This window comes from Bacillus cereus group sp. RP43 (assembly GCF_040459645.1).
GTDB classification, from domain to species: Bacteria; Bacillota; Bacilli; order Bacillales; family Bacillaceae_G; genus Bacillus_A; species Bacillus_A mycoides_C.
On record NZ_JARVHQ010000001.1, the window covers coordinates 1,672,306 to 1,696,210 of the forward strand.

A 23,905-nucleotide genomic window follows, 5' to 3' on the forward strand; every position below is an offset into this window, starting at 1 on the left:
ATGAGGGGGAAGAGTAATGCAACTTCAGGCATTTCTCATTACATTTCGTGAAGTATTAGAAGCATTGCTTATCGTTGGGATTATTACAACGTACTTAAAGCGCACAGATAGTAAGCAGTATGTAAAATATGTTTGGCTAGGAGCAGGGCTTGCGGTTGTAGCAAGTTATATTGTCGCCCTAGTCTTTCAAGTTGTATTTACTGGTTTTGCTGCTATGGGTAGCGAAATGTATTTAAAAATATCCATTATTTTCGTTTCAGCCATTTTACTTACACAAATGGTATTTTGGATGGCAGAACATAGTAAGAATATGACAGCCAATATGGAAAATAAAATGAATCAGTATATTACGGCTGGAAATATAATTGGAATGGTCGTGCATTCTTTTCTTGTTGTACTTCGAGAAGGTGTAGAAACAGTTTTTTTCTTTGCAGCGATTACAGGAGGAAACATCGGGGAAGCGATGAAAGGCTGGGGAGCTATATCTGGTCTACTCGTTGCAGCGGTTGTTAGCTTCTTATTCTTTAAAGGAACGATGCGTATTTCACTCAAAGTATTCTTTAAAGTAACAGGTGCATTTATCGTATTAATTGCAGCAGGACTTCTTGTACAAGGTGTTTCTATGCTTCAAGATTTAAAGATACTTGGCAGCGTAATGCCGCACGTATATGATATTACATGGCTACTACCAGAGCATCCAATCGATTATGCTCATTATTTGCGTGATCATGGTACTGCACCTCTTCTTTCCGGTGATTTAGGTATTTTCTTAAAAGCATTTTTAGGATATTCATCGATGCCATCTCTTGAAGAAGTACTTGTATATATTGGATATTTTGTTGTGTTGTACATGTTAATTATCTTTAAAAAACCTGTTAAAACAAAGAAAGAAATAAATGAAGAAAATAAGTCAGTTAGTTAAAGTACAAGGTGTTTTCCTTGTACTTTTTTTGCAGAAAGGAAATGAGATGAAACAAGTATTACGTATATGGGCAGTTATCCTGGTTATTAGTGTGATTTGTATTCGTTTTTTCTATGCAAGTCCGTTTGCAGCAACGTGGGACGAAGTTGATTTTACACTTGCATTAAAGCAATATGACATATTAGCGATGCAGCCACATTTCCCGGGATATCCTCTTTTTATTTTAGGGGGAATGATAACGCATATTTTTATAGAAAGCCCTGTGCAATCGTTAGGGATTTTTAATGCCATCATGGCACTCGGCGCAGCTTTTCCGATGTATTGGATTGCACGCCATTATGTAAATAAAACGAGCGCTCTTATTGTTGTAGCTGTCTTACAAACGAGCGGGTATTTCTCTATTTTAGTAACGCAGCCCATGTCAGAGGGCGCAGCGTTAGCAATCGTATGGTGGTATATATGGAGTATAGAACGTGCCTTTCGTACAAAGCGTTTTCAAACTCAATTTTGGCCAATTCTCTTCTTTGCGCTATTAATGGGTATACGGTTATCATATGCACCGTTTGGAATTGTACTTATATTGTTATTATGGCAACAATGGCATGAAGAAAAATGGCGGTTTATAATCTTATTTTGTACAGCTGTCCTTTCGCAACTAGTTTGGATCAGCGCTCTTATTTGGAACATTGGTGGAATCACGGGATTGTTGGAAATTTCTTTCGGATTTGTAGAAGGGCATTTTACCGAATGGGGTGGAGCAGTTACAGAAACAAGTGAACCACTTATTTCACGTCTCTATCGTTTACTTTCTGAAAACATCGTCTTTGCAGGAATAGGTATTTACTCTTATTATCTGGTAGGTTTCTTTTTTTTCTTTTTGTTTCTATTTATTTTACAATGGAAAAACATACGTTGCTATCCCAAGGTTTTAATTGCTCTTGGAATTTTCTATTTTCTTTGGAATTTACTTGGACAAAATATTGATAAACCTCGTCATTCTTATCCGATTGTAGCGATGTTACTTTGCGTACTTGCTATTTCATGGTTAAAAATACATCGTGGTATTATATTGCTATTGTTTGCAACCAGTCAACTTATGATGAGTATACCGCTTATGAAAGAACAACAAGTGGAGGTACCGGCAACATATCAACTTGCGTCATATTTGGAGGGAAAACAACAGCCGTTTATTGTATACACTTGGGAAGAGACGAGGGTTATGGAATATTTACAAATGCCGTATGAACATAAACGTTTTTACACATATTCCTATTTTTTACAAGATAAAAAATATCATAAAAATGATAATATATATGTTACGAATCACCTCATTGAAGGATTTCAAAAACAAGGGATTAATATAGAAGGGCAAGTTGAAAAGGAAGCTGTCTTTTATTCGAATCCATTATTTGATCCTGTTTATCATAAAATAGTTTTATATAAGTGGAAAAAGGATTCTGTTGCAAAGTTTATTCAAGAATAGAGTAACCTAGCTAAAAGTTCTTGATTTTATTCGATGATTAATAAAATTTGTAATTCATCATACCTCGAAAAACAGAAACTTGGGTTCAGATTTCGGTTCGTTTTTTTATAAAGCGATGATCTTGTTCTACTATGTTATTCAAGTATTTTTTTTGTCTAAGTTGCATACCGTTAGGTATGCTTTTTTTCACTGTTCAATTGCTATAGGAAAAACGGGATTCTTATTGAATGTTATAACACATGGCATATATATTCACTATATATTGTTTTTATAAAGAGTTCTACATTAAATATTCCTAATAATTTAATGTAGGATATTATACTCGTATTAGGTTATTAGGAACATTTAATGTTGTTTCACAACTGAAAGGGAATTGAAAAAAAACTGAAACTTTTCTCATAAAAATTCAATCTTACTTGAAAAATGAAAGGAAAATGAAATTTTTCAAAAGGAATTCTTTGTTAAGATAAAAAGCATACATACAAAAAAGTATTGACATATCTCAAAAAATGTATTTTCGAGATATAGTGGGGGAAAAGATGAGATTAGAAAAACAATTAATAAAAAAGATGTATTATGAAACATTCCTAATGGAGAATGAAACGCACCCACCTCTTCAAGTACTTGGAGAAGCTTATGTAAACGAAGAAAAAAATGAGATTTCTGATGGATCTTATATTCGTTTTGCACAAGGTGAATTTTATTATCACCATCAAGATTTTGAAGCAGCTATTTTTAAATGGGAGAAAGTTAGTAATGAATTAGCACCATGGGCACAAAAAAATATTGCGGATGCTTACTTCGAACTTAACCAATTATCAGTTGCTGAAAATGTGTATACTTCTATTACTACTGATAACAAAATACTGATGACCGAAATTGTACTGCAATTACTGTCTCTTTACATCGAGCAAAATAATTTTGATTCAGCTTTCGCTGTTATTAAAGAAGCGGTTTCTTTAAATCCCGATTATCCAAACGTCACAACAATTGCCCGTTCCTTTTATGAAGAACAGCAAGATTTTGATAGTGCGGTAGAGCTTGCTGTGAACGAGTTAATTCGAACAGAATCTTATCCGTGGTTTGAGGTGCTGAAAGGATATATCGATAAAGGATTTACTAAAAATATTTCACCAGATTATTTTTATGAAGTATTAGTTACATTAAATAATGTAGATCAAGTGCAATTTACGCAAATGGTTTCATCACTTTGGCACAGTTATAAAAATGAACAAAATTACTTATTATGGCTTAATACAATAAATGAATTTTTCATACATATCGAAATACATTCGTCCGATATATGGGACAAAATTTCTTCTCTTTACGAAGAAACGTACTTTGAATTAATTCAAGGTCAATATATGCTTAGACAATTACACGATATCATTCCAAATCTGTTAACAAATTGGTTAAAGGTAGTCAATCCGTCTCATGCTGTATTTCCATCTGCAGCAGTATTGGCATGGGATGAGATTTTTCCTTCTAAAATAGATTCAGCGGATATAAAAGATGCAGAAGACCTACTGTCATATTCTATTAATCATGTGAATGGCTTAGAGTATAGTTTACATCTTTTTGAATCTATTACACACTGGGCGCAAGAACATGATTTAGAAATGGGTCACCGATTTAGCTGGTTAGTTGGTGAGCTTGCAGATTTAAGAACAAATCGCCTATTAGTAACTGGAACTTCAGGGAACGGAAAAGCTTCATTTATTAACTCTATTTTAGGAGAAAATATATTAGAAAACTCAATCTCAAATGTAGTTGTTTTTAAAAATGACGCTTATACAGAAATTAACGCTATAACAGATTCGGAAATTACAACAACTGAGAATTTCTCTGATTTCCATAACATGATGGCAGTGCATCGTCAAACATATAGAGATAGAGCATGTGTTGAATTTAAATTACCATGCAGGTTTTTAAGTAAAAATAAACTTACATTCGTTGTTACACCTAGCTTTAATAGGAACAATGACGCGAGAGATGAGGTGTTTGAATATTTAAACTCTGTAGATGAATTATTATTTGTATTGAATACGGATTCACCTTTTACTGACAAAGAACGTGACATTTTATTAAGTATCCAAGAACATACACCAAATCTACAAGTTCATTTCTTATTAAATAAAATCGATAACATTTACAATGAAGCAGAAGCAAAAAGAGTTATACAAGATACGCAAATGAGAATAAATACATATTTCCCTAATGCAAGAGTTTTCCCTTATTCTTCGTTATATACAAATAGTAAACAACTAAACGATTTAACTGAGTTTATTCATTTTAACTTTAACCATAAAAATATCGATGCAGAACGTACTGAAAAGCTATTGTTTTTCATTCGAAAAACAATTACATATCTTTTGGATAAACGCGTCGAGAGGGAAAATAATCTAGTGGATTCTATTAATTGGAATGAAGATATGCTAGTTAAACTAAATGCTTGTATTAATAACCTTACTGCTTTTGAGAAGGAAAAAATTCATTTAATTACAGAATCATATCGTACAATGAAAAACGAAATTACTAATGATCTTACAGAACATATTCCGAAGCTATTGCAGAGTTGTTCCGATTTAATTAGTGAAGAAAGCGATTTTGGTCAAATTGATATTGAACTAAACACAGCGATGAATGAAAGGGTGCAACAATATCTAGAACAAACTGTATTACCTAATCTTGCTCGCTCTATGCAAAATTGGATTGAGACTTCTAATAACGAGCTCCTTCAAAGTCAATTGTACTTAGCAGAAACCAGTGAAGGACTTAATTCTTTATTTGGAGAAAATCGAATACAGTTAGAATGTGACTTTAAAGTAATTGATGACTGGCGCAGGGATACTGATAGAATGACAACTAGAATACAAATGGAAGAAGTAAATATTTTACGCCGATTTACGCCAGCACAATTTTTACTGAAAAGTGCCGGTAAATTATTTGGAGTTCTTCCTAAAAATAAAGCTATGCTATATAACAAATACAAACAGTATTTAGAAAATGAAGATTATACCGATGTAACGGTTTCTATTATGAAGAAATTTTTCTTGCAGTTTGAGCTATTTGAAAACACACAAGAGCGGGATATTAATATGTTCTTTAGAAATCCATTTGGCGCGTTGGAACAAGCTGTAAAAAACACTCATTTAGAAATAAAAGAAAAACAAGATAAACTGCATAAAATGAAATCAAACCCTGAAATTTACCATGATCCTATAACGCTCTTTGAATTGAGATTACGTCAATGTGAGGTGATTTTAAATATAGGTGATGATAATACTTATACAGATGTAACTTTAGAAACAAGTGTAGAATAAAAGTAAAATATATCAAGTTTTTTATATGAAATTGCATCATGTGTTATAAGAGGGTAAAAGGGAGCAACCGTAATAAGTTGCTCCCTTCGCATATTTAGATTATTTTTCAGTTTCTTTAATTTTAGTTTTTACTTCTCCAGTTTTAATTTTATTACTTTCTGAGAAACGTAATAAATCACCTTCAATAATTTTGTCAGACATTCGTAACTCATTTTGTGCACGGTTAATGAGTGCTTGTGCTTCTTTTTTTGGTAAATCTACAATTTCACCCGTTATGCGGTCATAGAAAGTATTGTTTTTGTATGCATACTTGTCTGTAATAAAGCTACCATCACGTAAAACAACAAAACCGGTATATTCATCTGAAAACATATCATGGCCAAAACGGATATCGTTAGTAGTATCAATCCCTAATAAATTTAGAATAGTAGGCTTCATATCGATTTGTCCCGTAGGCTTTGAAATAGTTTGACCTTCTGTTTGGCCAGGGATATGAATATATAAAGGTGTGCGTTGTAAATTTAAAGTATCAAATTCTGTTATTTGATCTTTTTCTAAAAACTGTGCCATTGCGCGATTATGTTTTTCAGAAATGCCATAATGATCACCATATAACACAATAATAGAATCATCATACATTCCCTCGGCTTTTAAACGCTCAATAAATTTTTTAATTGATTCGTCTAAGTAACGTGCTGTTACGATATAACGATCAAATACGCCATTACCAGAGTTGTATGGTTCAATGAATTTTGTATCTTCATCATACGTAAATGGATAATGGTTTGTTAAAGTAAGGAAACGAGCGTAAAATGGTTGATCAACAGTTTTTAATATATCTACTGATTGATCAAAGTATTCAATATCCTTTAATCCCCAATTTAAATTTGTTTCCGGCGTAATTTTGTAATCAAGTTCATTATAGTAACGATCATAACCAAGAGCAGAGTACATGATATTACGATTCCAAAATGTTGCGTTATTCGCATGGAATACAGAAGTGAAATAGCCTTGCTGACGTAAAATTTCTGGAGTCGCAGTATAATCGTTGTTACCGTGCGTGAAGAATACAGCTCCTCGATTTAATGGATACAACGATGTATCTATTAGAAATTCAGAATCTGATGTTTTTCCTTGACCAGTTTGGTGGAAAAAGTTATCAAAGTAATAGCTTTCATTTATGAATTCATTCAAGAACGGTGTAACTTCTTGACCATTGACAGATGCACCTATTAAAAAGGTTTGCAAGGATTCAAGAGTAACGACAATTACGTTTTTTCCTTTCGCTGCACCAAACATATTAGGATTTGGTTCACTTTGGTTTGCTTTTACGTAGTTTTCAGTTTCTTGTAATTTACTACTATCTGCAAGTGCCTTTTGGGATCCAGCTTTTATTTGTAGTGTTAAATCATATACTTGATGAGTGTATAGTCCTAAATTTTTCACAAGCATTACGCGGTCGAAGGATCTCGTTAATAATTCAGGTCGTTCTTTTTCTGCAAGCTGTAGATTCGCAAAAAATACACCAAGTGTTAAAAGAAAATATAATAAGCGTGCAGAATGAGTTACACGTTCTGTTTTAAAGACTATTGCTTTCCTTTTTAATAAAATAAAGAAGAAAATAATGTCTACGAATGCGAGTATAATTTTGTAGTTCAATATTTCTATAATACTGCCGCCTAATTGGCCAAAGTTTGATGTTTGTCCAAGTACTGGTAACGTAACGAAATCATTATAAAAGTCATAGAACATTACATTCCCAACAAGTACGATTGTTAATAAGAGATTAATACATAGCGCTATATAATTTCTCTTTTCACCAGTTGCAAATAATGCTAATCCAACAAATGCTAACGAGGCAGCGAGAGGGCTAATAAACAAAATAAGTTCTTGTGTAGAAGACTCAATTTTTAAATCAAAACTGAATCGCGTAATAAGATATGTTTTTAACCATACTGCTAAAGCAATTATTATAACAAAGCTTATATTTTGCATTTGTAAATTTATTTTATTCTTCATTTTTACACCTTCTTTATAGAGTTTATTTAACCAAGGTTATATATTATATTTTTATAACTATTAGAGTGTGGTGAACCATTTAGATTATATTTTTCTAAAGGTAATAATTTGAAGTATTCATATACATACAATGGAGAATTTTAAAGCGAAGTAACATAAATCTAATTTTTTTAGAAACAGAGCAGAAAAAGTCATAGTTGTAGTAAAAATACTTATAGACATCCTAACATATTAAACACTACGGTGATGTTACAAAATATCGAACAAATAAAAGTGAAAATGAATAGAGACTTGTAAAACTATTGACATTCAATTTGTTAGAAGTGAATGTCAATAGTTTTACATACATGGTTATATTAAATATGTATCTTGTAAAATCCCGATTCTTTGTGGGTTAATCAGTAGCGCGGGAAGGATTTCATTCATGCTATTACTACGTAAGTAGAGTACTGGTGAAACTCAAAATGTTTGATTGGTATCTAAATTATAGCAATTAAATGTCAGACAAATATTTTCCAACATACAGTCCACTTGCAGCTGCTTGAGATAATGAATGAGTGACACCTGAACAATCTCCAATTAAAAATAGCCCATTCATAGTTGTTTCAAAATGGTTATTGACTTTTATGGTAGGAGCATAGAATTTTCCATCAATTCCATATAATAAAGTATCTTTATCGATAGGTTCTTGTATAAATTGTTCTAAGCGTAATAAAAACTCTTTGAGCCCTTCAATATATAATGGAGGGATTTCTTTATTCAAATTTCCATAATCACCGTGTAGTGTAGGTTGTATATGATTATGTTTCATGCCGTTTTCCACTGTAGGTTGTTTCTTTAATAAGTCCTCTAAGCGCTGTATAACAATCCGATCTCGTCCTTGGTTAATGCTTTTAATAATTGAACTTGTGTATACATTTGCTTCTTTGAGAGTTGGAAAATAGCGCGGGATAAATAAAGTGAAATTTAAGTTAGGAGTGCCAGTTCCTTGCTCTCGGAAATTTTGACCGTCAGGCATAACTAAACCTTCTTCGTACTTTCGAATAATGCGTCCTTTTGGATTCATACAGTAAGTAGTTGCTGTGAAATGTTCATGCTCATAAGAAAGTTTTGTCTCAAATGTATCTTTTAATATAGAACGTAATTGATTTTCTTTCATCTCTACTCTAATACCTAAATCTACACGAGTTTGCTCCTGAGAAATATTAAGAGAAGTGCACATTGCTTTTAACCAATCCGCCCCGGAACGACCGGTTGCAAATACTAATTTCTTAGAATGGACAGTTTCTTGATTTGTATATATTTTAAAATGGTCTTTCTGCTTAACGATATTTTGTACATCTATATGAAATTGGATATCTATTTTGGTAAGTAAAAATTCATAGAGCTGCTGAAAAATGTTACTGGAAAGTGTAGTACCAAGATGTCTTACTTCGGTTGTTAGCATTTGTAAACCACACGCTTCAGCTCTTTTAGTGAGAGTTGGATTTTCTGTAGAATATTTTGAAACTGAACTTCCGCCAAACTGACATAGAATTTCATCTACTTCATCCATGAGTTGTATAAAGCCTTTTTTACCTACCTTTTTCTCGAGTTCGCCTCCAAATCCATTTGTATAATTAAATTTCCCTTCAGACTTTCCTAAGCCACCAAAACCGAAATACTTATCACATGAATTACAGTTACATGTTTTCCCTTGGTCTAAAGGACAATTTCGATGTTCTAACGGTTTGCCTTTATCAAGAATTAAAACCTTTTTGTTGCTTTTGGCTAATGTATAAGCCATAAAAATGCTACTCACTCCAGCACCGATAATTGTAATATCATACATATTTTTTCACCTGCTACCGAATAGTTTGTTTGTTATTTTCCTAGTGTATAACAATTTTCCAAAGTTAAGAAATAGCTTGTATTAATAAAGTCATAGTTGTGGATTTGATACTTTCTCAATTACTCTAAATGATGAATGAGATACAACAGTTTTTTATTTGAAAAGAGAGATACGTTTAAACAATCATTTTATCATATGGTTAATAAAAAGCTTAAATATAAAAAGAACAGACCTTTTAAGTAAAGAGGTCTGTTAATCATTTGAAATAGTTGTTAAGTGAATAAATCTGAAGAAAATTACAGTTTTATTTAGCAAAGACATGGTTACCGATTACTGCTACTGTTTGACGTGTAGTAATCCATTTGCTTGTTGATGTTTTCGGATTATAGAAATAAAGCCAATCAGAATTTATTCCATTTGTGGAGATAGCCTCTTCTACTGCCATTTTTGCTTCTGCACTAGCAGGCTGATTAATTCTTCCATCTGTAACAGGGGTAAATGCATATCCGTGTTTAATAGGTTCATAAATAACTCCTGTTATTGTATTAGGAAAACCTTTTGCATTTACACGATTTAAGATAACTTTCGCTACTGCTACTTTTCCTTTATATGATTCGCCACCTGCTTCAGCAGTGACTAAGCGTGCCATTAAGGCTTTTTCTTTTTCTGAAATACTTGAATTAATTTTCAAATGTTGTCCTGTGTAAAGCTTGTTTCCGACTGTGTTGTTAATTTGTTTTATAGATTGAACGGTTACATTGTAACGCTTTGCTACTATTTCTAATGAATCTCCCGGTTGTACTTGATAAATAATTTGTCCAGAGATGTTCGCAGGTTTGTCGTTTTGACGAACAGTGACTTCATTTGAGTTCATGGATCCTGGAATATGTAACTGTTCTCCAATAAAAGTTTGATCGTTTCCTTTATTATTCGCTTGTTTAATGGATTGTATTGAAACTCCATATTGTTTACTAATGCCCCAAAGTGTATCATTCTTTTTTACTGTATGAATGGTGGAAGCTTCAGCTGCACCTTGATTACATACGAATGTAATTGCAGCTGCAGATAAAGGAATAATATGTTTTATTTTTAATAATTTCATTGGAGATCCTCCTAATAAAAAATTAAGTTTTAACTGTTGAATAATGTAGTTAAGAGTATATAAGGTAAGTATTTATATTTTAATATAAGTATATTAGCACGTACGGAATAAATAATCATTATAAGTTTTTTATTTATATCATGTAGGACCCAAATATGAAATATTGCATATGAAAGCCCATTGAAGTTTATGTTGTTGATTACTATAATTTATCTAGTAGAAAGGGACTTTAAATTTTCCTAATGCATTGAGAATAGGTGAATGATTTTTTAATTTTACTTCTAAATAATATTTCATATTTATGAAATATTATTTATTTTTTATTAACTACCCTATATTACATTCAATAAGTTTGATATAAAAACAGAAAAAGAGAGGAATAATAATGAGCAATAAGAAACTTTTTTTGAAATTATTCATATGTAGTACTATATTTAGTACATTTGTATTTGCTTTAAATGATAAGCAAGTAGTTGCAGCTAGCTCTATTAATGAACTTGAAAATTGGTCAAGATGGCTGCAACCTATACCCGATAACATACCGTTAGCACGAATTTCAATTCCAGGAACACATGATAGTGGAACGTTCAAGTTGCAAAATCCGATAAAGCAAGTATGGGGAATGACGCAAGAATATGATTTTCGTTACCAAATGGATCATGGAGCTAGAATTTTTGATATAAGAGGGCGTTTAACAGATGATAATACGATAGTTCTTCATCATGGGCCATTATATCTTTATGTAACATTACACGAATTTATAAATGAAGCGAAACAATTTTTAAAAGATAACCCAAGTGAAACGATTATTATGTCTTTAAAAAAAGAGTATGAGGATATGAAAGGAGCGGAAAACTCATTTAGTAGTACGTTTGAAAAAAATTATTTTCTTGATCCTATCTTTTTAAAAACAGAAGGAAATATAAAACTTGGAGATGCTCGTGGGAAAATTGTATTATTAAAAAGATATAGTGGCAGTAATGAGTCTGGAGGATATAATAATTTTTATTGGCCAGACAATGAGACGTTTACCACAACTGTAAATCAAAATGTAAATGTAACAGTACAAGATAAATATAAAGTGAGTTATGATGAGAAAGTAAAATCTATTAAAGATACGATAAATGAAACGATTAACAATAGTGAAGATTTTAATCATCTATATATTAATTTTACAAGCTTGTCTTCTGGTGGTACAGCATGGAATAGTCCATATTATTATGCGTCCTACATAAATCCTGAAATTGCAAACTATATGAAGCAAAAGAATCCTACGAGAGTGGGCTGGATAATTCAAGATTATATGAATGAAAAATGGTCACCATTACTTTATCAAGAAGTTATAAGAGCGAATAAGTCACTTATAAAAGAGTAAAGATGTTGATTGTAAGAAGCGATGAAATACGTCGCTTCTTTTTTGTTTTCTAAAAATTAACATTAAATATAGTTTTACATATCGTGCGTTCATGATAGAAAAAAATCGAAACTTACGCTATAATTACACATATAAAATTTGTACCTATAAATTTTATATGTAGTAATAAATTTGATTTATTGTAATGAAATGGAGGTATATACTATGAAGTTTCCACATGATTTTTTATTCGGGGCTGCTTCAGCTTCTTATCAAGTAGAAGGTGCATGGAATAAAGATGGAAAAGGTGTTACGAATTGGGATGAGTTTTCAAAAATTCCTGGCAAAACATACAATGGGACAAATGGTGATGTAGCTGTTGATCATTATCATCGATATAAGGAAGATGTTCGCTTAATGGCTGAGATGGGATTAGAATCGTATCGTTTTTCTATTTCTTGGGCGAGAATTTTGCCGACTGGAGATGGAGAGGTAAATGAAAAAGGAATAGCATTTTATAACAACTTAATTGATGAATGTTTAAAATACGGGATTGTACCGTTTGTAACTTTATATCATTGGGATCTACCGTTAACTTTAGAAAAAGACGGTGGATGGACGAATAAAAGAACAGCAGAAGCTTTTGTAAAGTACGCAGAGATTTGCTTTAAGGCATTTGGTGATAGAGTTAAACATTGGATTACTTTTAATGAAACAGTGATGTTTTGTGGATTAGGGTACTTAAAAGGTGCGCATCCACCTGGAATACAAAATGATGTTCCAAAGTATTTTCAAGCGACTCATTATGTATTTTATGCACATGCAAAAACAGTTGCAGTGTACAAGCAGTTGAAACAATATGGAGAGATTGGTATCACGCATGTTTTTTTACCTGCTTATAGTGTGGATGATCAAAAAGAAAATATACTAGCAGCAAATCATGCGAATGAATATGAAACGTATTGGTACTATGATCCAGTTTTAAAAGGTGAGTATCCATCTTATGTTGTACAACAATTAAAGGAAAAAGGATGGACTCCTAATTGGACGGTTGAAGAATTAGAAATTATTAAACAAAATGCCGAAAAAAATGATTTTATTGGCTTGAATTATTATCAACCGATACGAGTGGAAAGATACGATATGGATATAAAGAATGAGGAACATTCTCGAGAAAACTCAACACTTGCTCCAGGTAGTCCTTCTTTTGATGGTTTTTATCGAACAGTTAAAATGGATGATAAAACATATACAAAATGGGGATGGGAAATATCTCCCGAAGGTTTCTTAGAGGGATTGCACATGTTGAAAGCACGTTACGGTGACATAAAGATGTATGTAACGGAAAATGGACTTGGTGATGAAGATCCAATCATTGACGGAGAAATTGTAGATGTTCCAAGAATTAAATTTATTGAAGAGCATTTAAAAGTAATGAAGCGTGCAATTCAAGAGGGAATTAATTTAAAAGGTTATTATGCATGGTCTGTTATCGATTTATTAAGTTGGCTAAATGGATATAAAAAGCAATATGGCTTTATTTTTGTCGATCATAATGATAACTTAAAACGTAAGAAGAAACTTTCGTTTCATTGGTATAAGCATGTGATCGAAACGAGAGGAGAAGAGTTATAACAGATAAAAGAGTATTTTAGGAGAAAGTGTATGAGTGCAAAGTATAAACAAATTGCAGATGTGTTAGAGCAAGACATTCGAGATGGGCTTTTTAATGAAACGAAAAAACTACCTACAGAAGAAGCGTTGATGAATCGATTTGAAGTAAGCCGTAATACGATACGTAAAGTAATTAGTCAGCTTGTGAATAGAGGCTATATTTTTCAAGTGCAAGGTAGTGGCATGTTTTTACGCGAAACTTCTGTAACAGATTACATTAATCTAGGCAGTTTGCGTGGATTAACGAAAAACCTCGTTTCACAAAATATTGAAACGAAAGTGTTAGAGCTTGAAGTAATTGATGCGGACGAAGAGATAGCAAAGCGGATGCAATGTGAAGTTGGAACTAGGTTATATTTTTTGAAGCGCTTAAGAATTGTAGACGGGAAACCATTCTCTATTGAAGTAAGTTATTTCAAAAAGGATATCATTCCTTATTTGAATGAAGAAATAGCATTAAGCTCTGTATACAGTTATTTCATTGAAGATTTACGATTAAATATTGGCTTTGCCGATAAAGTTATTAGTTGTGAAAAAGTAAATAAAGAAAATGCACAGCTTTTAGAAATAAATGAAGGTGATCCGGCACTTCTTATTGAAAATACAGTTCATCTTGTAAATGGAACTATTTTTGAGTTATCTCAATCGATGTTTCATTATGAAAAGACCAAACTTTTAAATCGGATTAATTTTAAGTGAAAATGAATATAATTAGCCTTGTAAAAAAGTAACTGATTCTAGGAAATCAGTTACTTTTTATTTTGAAGTGGATGAGTAAAAAAACCTAAAAGTGGTTGGTCCGTTTTTCGCAAACTTCTATTATGATAAGAGAAGAAAGGTAGTATTTTATTGATACCTTAAGAAGGACATTTTATATGTATCTTCTTTGTTTAAATAGACTGGCCTTAGAGAGGTGAAAAGACAATGAGTTTTGCGATTTCACTAGTTGTTATTATTGTAGTTGTATCACTGTTTGGGACCGTGCTAGTTGCACGAAATGTGGAGGAGAATTACGGTAAGTCTACAAAGAGGAATGTAAAAAACTTATCTGCTATTTATATCATTCTTCTTTTAGTGCTTCTCGTAGGAGTTACTTGGTATGCGGTCGTTATTTTATAGAGTGTGTATATGATAAAGGAGTTAATATATTGATGAAAAAGGAGCGCCACGTTTTAGTTGTTTTCCCGCATCCAGATGATGAGTCGTATTGCGTGGCTGGCACAATTTTGGCTTATACTGAGCAGAAAGTCCCTCTTACTTATGTTTGCTTAACACTTGGTGAAATGGGGAGAGCAATGGGAAATCCACCTTTTGCAACACGTGAGTCTTTATATGCTATTAGAGAGAAAGAATTAAAGCGAGCTACAAATATTTTAGGGATTGAAGATTTACGTATGATGGGATATCGTGATAAAACTCTTGAATTTGAAGAGCCTGGAAAATTAAGAAGTCTGATTCAAAACTGTATTGAAGAATTGAATCCTTCTATAGTTATTTCTTTCTATCCTGGGTATGCAGTTCATCCAGATCACGATGCAACAGGGGAAGCGGTAGGAGAGGCATTAGCTAATATTTCGGAAAGTACACGACCGGCCTTTTATGCTGTAGCTTTTTCGAAAAATCATGAAGCTGAAATTGGGCCTCCGGATTTTAAAAATGAAGTGAAAGAATATGTTCCAAGAAAATTAGAAGCATTAAGAGCACATGCATCACAATTTACAACTAAAGTGGATGAGCTGGAAAGAGAGTATGAAGAAGGTGTTCCGGAAACAGTTGAGTGGTTAGAAAGAGAGCCGTTTTGGATATATTCATTCAAAGATAAAAATATGTGATGCTACATCTGAAGGTGATTAATACCATTTTCACAGTGAATACTATTGTTAATGAATTCAGGACACCAGTTTGGAGAGGAGGGAACTAAATGGAATGGCAACCGAATCGTGAAGATAAGATACCAGTGTATAAACAAATTGCTGATTACATTGAAAGAGGCATTTCTACCGGTGAATTCCCTTCTGATAGAAAATTACCTTCTGAGCGTATGTTAGCACAGAAGTTACAAGTGAACCGGAGTACAGTAGTAGCTGCTTATGAGGAATTAAAATCACTTGGGGTAGTAGACCGGCAAAAAGGAAGCGGCACCCGTGTGAATACAGACATATGGGGTGTGTCACATAAACGAATACCGAACTGGGGTAGGTACGTTGAGGATGGATCGTTCTTGCCTAATGTACCACTTGTTCAACAAATTCGAACGGAAACACAAAAAGATGATTTAATCAATTTAGCGAGTGGTGAATTGTCACCAGAATTAATTCCGAGTGATAGATTTCGAACAATTTTGTCGGAGAAAACATTTATGGAAAATCTCGGTTATGACCACCCACTTGGAAATGAAATGTTGCGAAAAACAATTGCAGCACATGTCGAGCAATATAAACAAATAGAAGCAGATTCAAGCTCTATTCTTATTACATCTGGAGCTCAGCAGGCACTTAATCTTATCGTTCAATGTTTGTTAAAGCCTGGCGATGCGATTGCAATCGAGGATCCTTCATATTGTTATTCACTTCCGATGTTTAAATCAGCGGGCTTAAAAATATTCCGTTTACCAGTTGATCAGCATGGTATGAATCCAGATGACTTAATCGATTTGCACAAAAAGCATCGCATTCGTATGGTGTTTTTAAATCCGGATTATCAAAATCCAACTGGAACGGTACTTTCATTGGCAAGACGTAAAAAGGTTTTAGAACTATCTTCTGAATTTGGTATACCGATTGTAGAAGATGATCCGTATAGTTTGACTTCTTTTAATGGAGAAGTGAATCCAACATTGAAATCGATGGATCAAAATGGGAATGTTCTTTATGTAAGCTCATTATCAAAAATTGTTGCATCAGGATTACGTATTGGTTGGGTAATTGGTCCGACGCGTGTAATTGAGCGATTGGCAGATGCGAAGCAGCAAGTTGATTTCGGTCATAGTGTATTTACACAGTGGGTAGCGAACCAATTTTTAGAATCTGAGGATTTTCATACGCATATTACGATGCTTCGTGGACAACTGAAACAAAGAAGAGATGAGTTAATTAGAAAGCTTGAAGAAATATTAGGGGACCAGGTTGAATTTTTTGTTCCTGAGGGTGGAATACATTTATGGTGCAAAGTGCAAGGAACGTTTGATGAATATCATTTACTAGGTGAATCTATACGAAATGGTGTAGCATTTGTACCCGGAAGCGTCCTAGGCTCGAAAAGTGAATATATACGATTTACTTTTGGCAGAGCGAATGTAGAACAAATTCAGCTTGGAATTACAAGATTTGCAGAGACATTAAATGAGATTCAATAATAAATTGTGGGAATTTGGTATTGAAATGGGGAGTAGCAATTGAAGTTTTTGACGCTTTTACTTCAAGTAGGAGTGCTATATATGTTTAGTTTGGTGGGTGTATGGATTCAGGAAGTATTTCATCTATCTATGCCAGGAAGTTTAATAGGAATGTTAATTCTTTTTCTGCTTCTTTCCACTCGCATTTTGCCATTAAAATGGTTTGAGATAGGTGCAGAAAAGCTAATAATATTTTTACCTTTATTTTTAATTCCTTCAACGACTGGGCTAATGGAATACGGCTCATTTCTTTTAAGTAAGGGTAGTATTATGTTCTTTCTAGTTGTTGTAAGTACTTTAGTAACGTTGATTATTTCAGGTTACGTAAGTCAATTATTAATAACATCAAAAAAATAAAATTGACAAGGTGCGCTATTCAAATGTTCTTAATTTTTATTACTGTAGTGATTTATATATTGGCGACAAATCTATATAAAAAATTTACGTTTCCATTTACTTTACCGGTGTTAACAGTTACGGCAATTATGATTTGTATATTCCTTACTTTTGGGATTTCTCATCATGAGTATAAGGAAAATGGGGGAGATCTTCTTTCCAGTTTCTTGAGCCCAGCAATTGTAGCTTTAGCTATACCGCTATTTAAGGAACGAAAAATACTTATGAAAAACTTCTTATCGATACTTGTTGGGGTAGTAATCGGTATAGTAGCTTTAATAAGTTTGAATGTAGTGATTGGGGAAATGTTGAATATAGATAAGGAACTTATATTAACAACTATCCCGCAATTAGCGACGATGCCTATTGCAATTTCATTAGCCGAACAAATTGGAGGTATTCCATCTATGACTGCTAGTTTTGTAGTTGTTGCGGGAATAACAGGTGCTATCATGGGACCGACAGTACTTAAGTTTTTCCGAATAACAAGTACAATTGGAAAAGGAGTTGGGATGGGCTGCGCATCACATATTATTGGTGTGAGTCGTCTAGTGAAAGAAGGAGAGAAAGAGGCAACTATCGGTTCGGTAACGATGATTGTAACAGGGATACTTATTAGTATATTCGTACCTTATGGAATGAAAATTTTATTATGAAGATTAATGAATCGTAATAAGGAGTATAACACTACTCATTTTAGAGCGTAATGGAGATGATTAAAATGACAACATGGTTTATAGTTACATTATTTATTTTTGGTGCTCTTAAAGTACTAGTTTCTAGTATGCCGACTTCTGTTGTAGAATCAATTATTAGTAGATTTGAATTACATCAAAAACTTGATGAGGAAAATACGACTGTAACAGTTGATGGAACAAGTATAGAAGGAGAAATGAAACTTCAAATTATTCAAGAATTCAACGAAGCTTTATTTTTAGATAAACATTATTTTCCCCCGCAAGGGAATGGAACACCATTAGTTATTGAGACGAAGATAGGAAAGAAAACGATTAAATTTTCTTTATATAGCTACGAGGAACACGTTGATGTAATAAAGCAATATAAGAAGAAAGTAGTTGCATATCGTTTGCGATCAAAAAGTCTTCAAAGTCGTTCAGTAGTAAGAATTGAAGATTATGCTTAAGGAGAGAGGCCGTTATACAAACGGTCTCTTTATTTTGGTAGCCGACGATATACTTTCCAAATAAAAGCAAGAAAAATCATATACCCAAACAAAGAATAAGTATGATGCCAATGCTCATTATGTACAAATAAACCTAATCTCTCAGCAACTTGCTCAAAAATGCTAGCGCAAACGCCTATTGAAATAATAAATAGAGTTCTAGAAACTGTAGATAATGTTTTTGAAATTTGTATAAAAGAGGCTGTTAAAATCGGTAGTACGAGTAATGTGAAAGCTATATTAACTGAAAATGTGGATGAGAAGGGCCTAACTGGAAAAGAATATATTTGTTTATTAACAAAGAAAGCATCTAAAAAAGTTCCAATAATAGCAGAGAGAAAAACTGTAATTATTAAAGCTAGAAAGTCATTCTTCCTCTCGGAGGAGGACATTTTTCTTTGCGAGAATTGCAAGTTCAATTTTTTCGAGTGTTTTGCAGTAGTCTTCTGAAATTTGTCCACTTATACTTTCCTCCTTATCAACTAAGTAATTTACAACTTGCCAATCAGTAAACCAATCTTTACTTTCATCTTCTTCATGTTGCATATCGCGCCATGCATAGATGAGTGCAGGGCTGTATATACGATATGCACCACTACGCAACTGGCATTTCTTTATTCGGCGTTTATAAAACTCACGGGAAAAAGATTCATTTACACTTGAAAATAAATGAGGCCAGTAATCTTTCCTTGAGCCTGTGTGTGGATGATGCTCGGCCCAACGTATTATTTGAGATAAAATATGTGTATCCCGAAATAATAGTGAATACAACCTTTTTCCAATTAAGATTCGTTCATGCAAGGATGTAAAATGTTTCATTGTATCACCAAATAGTAATACTTTTTGTTTCTTATCATTTTCGTAGAATGGGAAAAGGATGTGATTAAACTGAAAAAAATCAAAGAGTTTAAATCCAATACTATTTAGTACAGTCTTTTTGAAGTGTACATTTTGAACAACTCTTTTTTCTAAGTAGTTTTGTTCATTAATAATAGTTGCAATCGCTAATGTTTTTTTGTTACCTGTTTTCCAAAAATCGTTCCACATCGTTTCCATAAATGTAGAAACATTTAGGTGAGGGAGAAGGTGAAATAGCCTTTGCGATCTTTTTACACTTTGTTCATATAGCAAAAATTGAGGATATACATCTTGGAAAATAAGCCAATTTCCCCTTTCTAAAAAAGAAAAAAATGTAATTTGATCTTTCTCTGATAAAATTCTCGTATATAAATCTCCCTTTAAATCGGTCATATTCCAACCACCGTTACGTGATACCATATGCCCAAGTAGTGCCCAATGTATTTCTGGATATTGAATGTAAAATTGGTAGTATGCACGTGTTCTTGTTACATTATTTTTATTTAGTTGTTTTGTTTGTGCTTTTATGTTGTCGATGATGAGTTGCTCTTCTTTCGTTAATTTATACATGGTTCCAGAATGAATGAGTTTGCATTTTAGTTTTAACTCATTTTTCACATCAAATAGGGAGAGAGGAAGTGCTTTGGAAGCTTCGTTATATGTATTATTTGAGTTGCTTTGGTACATTCCATTACCTCCCTTTTCATGAATTTAAACATGATATTGGTTATGAATCATTCTATTTATTTTATTACGAGTATATGAAATAAATGAGCGGTGTTTTTTACAAGTAATATAGTTATCGTGCAAACAGTATGAAAAAATCTTACCGTTAAGAGGTGAAATGAAAAACAGAAACTATGTTTAATAGTTTCTGTTTTTTTTATTTTGTCAATTTAATGTAACAAACGACGATTATGATTTGAATCAATTGAAAATAATTCAATAGCTTTGGTAAGTACAATTTTTATTGAAATGTATGGTAGGAGGAAAAGGAATGCTTAATAAAATAATTTTAATTACTGGTGGCACAGGTTCGTGGGGACATGAACTTATAAAACAACTATTAGAAAAATCGCCGAAAGAAATTAGGGTTTTTTCAAGGAATGAAACAGTTCAGTTTGAAATGCAGCAACAGTTTATAAATGACGATAGATTAAAATTTATTATTGGAGATATTCGTGATAAAGACCAACTAGTCTATGCTTGCCAAGGTGTACATTATGTATTCCATCTTGCAGCTTTAAAACATGTTCCAGTATGTGAGTATTATCCTTATGAAGCTATAAAAACAAATATACATGGTACGCAAAATGTAATTGAAGCATCAATTCAGAAGCAAGTTGAAAAAGTTATATATGTTTCAACTGATAAAGCGGCCGACCCATCAAATACGTATGGGATGACAAAAGCAATTGGTGAAAAGTTAATGGTTCATGCGAATGTGCAAACGAAGAAAACAAAATTCATTTGTGTTCGTGGTGGAAATGTTTTAGGGACGAGTGGAAGTGTGGTACCGCTTTTTAAAAAGCAAATTAAAAAGTCTTCACAGGTAGGGATTACTGATGAAAATATGACTAGATTTTTCTTAACAATTGAAGATGCTGTTGGATTGTTATTTAAAGCAGCATCTGAAGGAAGAGGAGGGGAAATCTTTGTTATGAAAATGCCAGCGTGTAAAATAACGGATTTAGCAAAAGTGTTGATTGAAGATTCGAAAAAAGAAAACGTGAAGATAAAAGAGGTAGGGATAAGACCTGGTGAAAAATTAAGTGAAATGCTTTTATCTGAGGTAGAGAGTAAAACAAGTATAAGTTTTGATCAAAATTATTTTGTTGTGCTACCGACTATTCCTATAGAAGGACTTCAAGAATATTATGCTAGTTATCCGCTTGTGGATGTGAAGAGTTTTAGTTCTCAACAAGACTTACTTGCAAAACATGAGGTGAAACAAATGTTAGAAAAAGGAGGGTTTTTACTATGAAAAAAAATGCGAGCCTTTTAATAACTGGTGCAAATGGCTTCACAGGGCGTCACGCTTGCCAATATTTTTCAGAAAAGGGCTTTCATGTAATTCCTATGTTTCAAAATTGTTCACATAGAGAAAAATTCAGGAATGGCATTACTTGTAATTTAACTAATAAGAGCGAAGTAATGAAGGTAATTAAACAAATAAAGCCAGACTATGTATTGCATTTAGCAGGAAGAAATTCGGTCATAGAGTCTTGGACAGCTGCTCTTGAATACATGGAGATTAATGTAATAGGGACGTTATATTTATTAGAAGCAATTAAGCAGGAAGCCTCGCATTGTAGAACATTAGTTATAGGATCTGCATTGCAAGCAGATAGTATGAACAACATAAAAGTTTCAAATCCATATAGTTTAAGTAAAACTATGCAAGTAATCGTCGCAGAGGCTTGGGGTGGATTAATGGATTCAAATATTATCATCGCAAAGCCCTCGAACTTAATTGGTCCAGGAGTATCGAATGGCATTTGTTCTATTCTTGCAAAAAAAATGATAGATATAGAGTCGGGTAAAAGTGAACCAATTATTGAAGTAAACAGTTTGAAAGATAGTAGGGACTTTCTAGATGTACGTGATGCAGTTAAAGCCTATCATGTGTTATTGCGTGATGGTATAAATGGAAAAGAATATAATATTGGATCAGGAGTAAAACGATCTTTATTAGATGTATTAGAACAATATAAAGGATTAACACAGCTGAACTTTACTATAAAAGAAACAGAGAATTTTGAGAGTGACTCAAATAAAAGTTTAGTGTTAGATGATATAAAAAAGTTAGGTTGGGTCCCAAAAATCCAATTTCACCAATCATTAAAAGATGTACTTGAGTATGCGAAGCGCAGTGACATCTGCATTCAATGAAAAATAAAAAAGGGTGTAAGAAGTATATGAATGGTTATGAAGCAATAGATAATCAAAATACGCTATTTCTTTCGATTGTTGATACGCTGGATTGGAAAGATGAAGAAGCGCATGTGTTGCACCTCTATGAGGCAATAAATCAATATCGAGCGTATGTGGAAGAAAAAAAGGTTGATCGAATAAAGCCAGCACTAGAGACTAGAACTAGGCATGTGATTCAAGTTTTTGCTCAGTATGAGTGTAGTGAGTATGGAAATGATTTTTATGAACTCATCAAAGATCTTTTACAAGATATAGGACTTGAGTTAAAGATTTATATAAATAATAGTAAGTATATTTACATTTGAAAGATTAATATAAAGCTAGATTTTTAATGATAAAGGTGGATATAAGTTATGAGCAAAACGATTCTTTTTACTGGGGGCGGTACAGCTGGACACGTTATGATTAACATTGTATTGATTCCTAAATTTATAGAAAAGGGATGGAGAGTCGAGTATACTGGTTCTCAAAATGGAATTGAAAAATTATTAGTTCAAAATGTTAAGTATAATAGTATTTCAACCGGGAAGCTTAGGAGATATTGGGATTGGGAGAACTTTAAAGATCCTTTCAAAATTATACACGGTTGTTTACAAAGTTATAAATTAATTAAGAAAATGAAGCCTGACGTTATCTTTTCTGCAGGAGGATTTGTTTCAGTTCCTGTAGTTATAGGGGCGTGGTTAAATCGTGTACCTATAATAATACGTGAACCAGATAGTACGTTAGGGTTGGCAAATAAAATAGCATTACCTTTTTCTAAAAAACTATGTACAACATTTCCTCAAACAGGGGGTAATGTAAGTACTGAGAAGAAGGTTTATGTGGGGCCAATTGTAAGGGAAGAAATTGAGAGAGGTAACGTATTACGAGGAAGAAGCTATTGTAAATTTCAGCAAGATAAACCGGTATTGTTAGTAATGGGTGGGAGTCAAGGTGCTAAGTGGATAAATGATATAGTAAGGAAAAGTTTAGATACATTATTATTAAATTTTAATATTGTTCATATGTGTGGTAAAGGGAAGGTGGACCCAGCTATTGGAATGGAAGGTTATATGCAATTTGAATATATAGGGGAAGAGTTACCGCATATACTGAATATGGCAAGTGTTGTCGTTTCCAGAGCGGGTTCTACTGCTATTTCTGAATTGTTATTTTTGAAGAAACCGATGTTGCTTATTCCGTTAACTAATGGTTCCAGTAGAGGGGATCAAGTTTTAAATGCTGACCATTTTGCACGACAAGGATATGCGGAAGTTTTACTTCAAGATAGAGTAAACACTAGTACATTTACACATGCAGTAAATAAGTTGTATGCCAATAAGGAGAGATATATTCAAAACATGAATGGATTTAAGAAAACAAATGATGAGGGGATTCATCATTTGATAGATATAATAAATGAAGTGGTGAAGTAATAGAAATTTAAATA

General features: G+C 32.9%; 21 protein-coding genes and 1 pseudogene. 16 read left to right on the forward strand and 6 right to left on the reverse strand.

Features of this window, described 5'->3' with window-relative positions:
- The first annotated feature begins 16 nt into the window (after window positions 1-16).
- Window positions 17-922: an FTR1 family iron permease gene (locus QCI75_RS08830; RefSeq protein WP_144507949.1), complete on the forward strand. Its 906-nt coding sequence runs from the start codon at window positions 17-19 to the stop codon at window positions 920-922.
- A 46-nt stretch (window positions 923-968) separates the two neighbouring features.
- Window positions 969-2,405 (forward strand): hypothetical protein, encoded by a 1,437-nt coding sequence (locus tag QCI75_RS08835; RefSeq protein ID WP_144507957.1) that lies wholly within the window; start codon window positions 969-971, stop codon window positions 2,403-2,405.
- 97 nt (window positions 2,406-2,502) lie between these two features.
- Here QCI75_RS08835 and QCI75_RS08840 read toward each other — a convergent pair.
- Window positions 2,503-2,648 (reverse strand): annotated as a pseudogene (locus QCI75_RS08840) (IS6 family transposase); the annotation flags it as partial.
- Between the two features lie 296 nt (window positions 2,649-2,944).
- On the opposite strand from QCI75_RS08840, the gene QCI75_RS08845 reads away from it, so the two are divergent.
- Complete coding sequence (locus QCI75_RS08845) at window positions 2,945-5,728, forward strand: dynamin family protein (protein ID WP_353760292.1); 2,784 nt, start codon at window positions 2,945-2,947, stop codon at window positions 5,726-5,728.
- Window positions 5,729-5,827: 99 nt separating this feature from the next.
- On the opposite strand, the gene QCI75_RS08850 is transcribed toward QCI75_RS08845, so the two are convergent.
- The 3 genes from QCI75_RS08850 to QCI75_RS08860 form a co-directional block, all read right to left on the reverse strand.
- The gene (locus QCI75_RS08850; protein WP_144507953.1) at window positions 5,828-7,747 is read right to left on the reverse strand and encodes an LTA synthase family protein; all 1,920 of its coding nucleotides are present in this window, start codon (window positions 7,745-7,747) and stop codon (window positions 5,828-5,830) included.
- A 493-nt stretch (window positions 7,748-8,240) separates the two neighbouring features.
- Window positions 8,241-9,578 (reverse strand): NAD(P)-binding protein, encoded by a 1,338-nt coding sequence (locus QCI75_RS08855; protein WP_353760293.1) that lies wholly within the window; start codon window positions 9,576-9,578, stop codon window positions 8,241-8,243.
- A 304-nt stretch (window positions 9,579-9,882) separates the two neighbouring features.
- Window positions 9,883-10,680: a cell wall hydrolase gene (locus QCI75_RS08860; RefSeq protein WP_144508989.1), complete on the reverse strand. Its 798-nt coding sequence runs from the start codon at window positions 10,678-10,680 to the stop codon at window positions 9,883-9,885.
- Window positions 10,681-11,065: 385 nt separating this feature from the next.
- Here QCI75_RS08860 and plcA point away from each other — a divergent pair, with 385 nt between their 5' ends.
- From plcA to QCI75_RS08905, 9 genes are all read left to right on the forward strand, one after another.
- A complete protein-coding gene (gene plcA, locus QCI75_RS08865) occupies window positions 11,066-12,055 on the forward strand; it encodes a phosphatidylinositol diacylglycerol-lyase (protein ID WP_353760294.1) in 990 nt (329 codons plus the stop codon).
- 204 nt (window positions 12,056-12,259) lie between these two features.
- The gene (locus tag QCI75_RS08870) at window positions 12,260-13,669 is read left to right on the forward strand and encodes a glycoside hydrolase family 1 protein (protein ID WP_353760295.1); all 1,410 of its coding nucleotides are present in this window, start codon (window positions 12,260-12,262) and stop codon (window positions 13,667-13,669) included.
- Window positions 13,670-13,699: 30 nt separating this feature from the next.
- A complete protein-coding gene (locus tag QCI75_RS08875) occupies window positions 13,700-14,407 on the forward strand; it encodes a GntR family transcriptional regulator (RefSeq protein ID WP_144507591.1) in 708 nt (235 codons plus the stop codon).
- Between the two features lie 225 nt (window positions 14,408-14,632).
- Window positions 14,633-14,827, forward strand: coding sequence for a hypothetical protein (locus QCI75_RS08880; protein WP_002066705.1), 195 nt, complete (start codon window positions 14,633-14,635; stop codon window positions 14,825-14,827).
- Between the two features lie 32 nt (window positions 14,828-14,859).
- Entirely contained in the window at window positions 14,860-15,540 is a 681-nt protein-coding gene (gene bshB2 / locus QCI75_RS08885; RefSeq protein ID WP_353760296.1) for a bacillithiol biosynthesis deacetylase BshB2, read from the forward strand.
- An 89-nt stretch (window positions 15,541-15,629) separates the two neighbouring features.
- Entirely contained in the window at window positions 15,630-17,063 is a 1,434-nt protein-coding gene (gene pdxR / locus QCI75_RS08890) for a MocR-like pyridoxine biosynthesis transcription factor PdxR (protein WP_144507589.1), read from the forward strand.
- Between the two features lie 39 nt (window positions 17,064-17,102).
- Window positions 17,103-17,459, forward strand: coding sequence for a CidA/LrgA family holin-like protein (locus QCI75_RS08895; RefSeq protein WP_144507587.1), 357 nt, complete (start codon window positions 17,103-17,105; stop codon window positions 17,457-17,459).
- Between the two features lie 23 nt (window positions 17,460-17,482).
- Entirely contained in the window at window positions 17,483-18,154 is a 672-nt protein-coding gene (locus QCI75_RS08900) for an LrgB family protein (RefSeq protein ID WP_144507585.1), read from the forward strand.
- A 65-nt stretch (window positions 18,155-18,219) separates the two neighbouring features.
- On the forward strand, window positions 18,220-18,642 hold the full coding sequence (locus tag QCI75_RS08905; protein WP_144507583.1) for a YfmQ family protein: 423 nt from the start codon (window positions 18,220-18,222) through the stop codon (window positions 18,640-18,642).
- A gap of 29 nt (window positions 18,643-18,671) precedes the next feature.
- Here the strand turns inward: QCI75_RS08905 and QCI75_RS08910 are convergent, their stop codons facing one another.
- Entirely contained in the window at window positions 18,672-19,073 is a 402-nt protein-coding gene (locus QCI75_RS08910) for a CBO0543 family protein (protein ID WP_353760297.1), read from the reverse strand.
- Window positions 19,048-20,226: a DUF2515 domain-containing protein gene (locus QCI75_RS08915; protein WP_353760298.1), complete on the reverse strand. Its 1,179-nt coding sequence runs from the start codon at window positions 20,224-20,226 to the stop codon at window positions 19,048-19,050. Before QCI75_RS08915 ends, QCI75_RS08910 begins: the two co-directional genes overlap by 26 nt.
- 310 nt (window positions 20,227-20,536) lie before the next feature.
- Here QCI75_RS08915 and QCI75_RS08920 point away from each other — a divergent pair, with 310 nt between their 5' ends.
- From QCI75_RS08920 to QCI75_RS08935, 4 genes are read left to right on the forward strand one after another with little or no spacing between them, the layout of a single operon-like run.
- On the forward strand, window positions 20,537-21,523 hold the full coding sequence (locus QCI75_RS08920) for a UDP-N-acetylglucosamine 4,6-dehydratase family protein (protein ID WP_105585393.1): 987 nt from the start codon (window positions 20,537-20,539) through the stop codon (window positions 21,521-21,523).
- A complete protein-coding gene (locus QCI75_RS08925; RefSeq protein ID WP_144507580.1) occupies window positions 21,520-22,431 on the forward strand; it encodes an SDR family oxidoreductase in 912 nt (303 codons plus the stop codon). The genes QCI75_RS08920 and QCI75_RS08925 overlap by 4 nt, the downstream gene beginning before the upstream one ends.
- Window positions 22,428-22,778: a DUF6572 domain-containing protein gene (locus QCI75_RS08930; protein ID WP_144507578.1), complete on the forward strand. Its 351-nt coding sequence runs from the start codon at window positions 22,428-22,430 to the stop codon at window positions 22,776-22,778. Before QCI75_RS08925 ends, QCI75_RS08930 begins: the two co-directional genes overlap by 4 nt.
- A 48-nt stretch (window positions 22,779-22,826) precedes the next feature.
- Complete coding sequence (locus QCI75_RS08935) at window positions 22,827-23,891, forward strand: undecaprenyldiphospho-muramoylpentapeptide beta-N-acetylglucosaminyltransferase (RefSeq protein ID WP_144507576.1); 1,065 nt, start codon at window positions 22,827-22,829, stop codon at window positions 23,889-23,891.
- The last annotated feature ends 14 nt before the right edge of the window (window positions 23,892-23,905 follow it).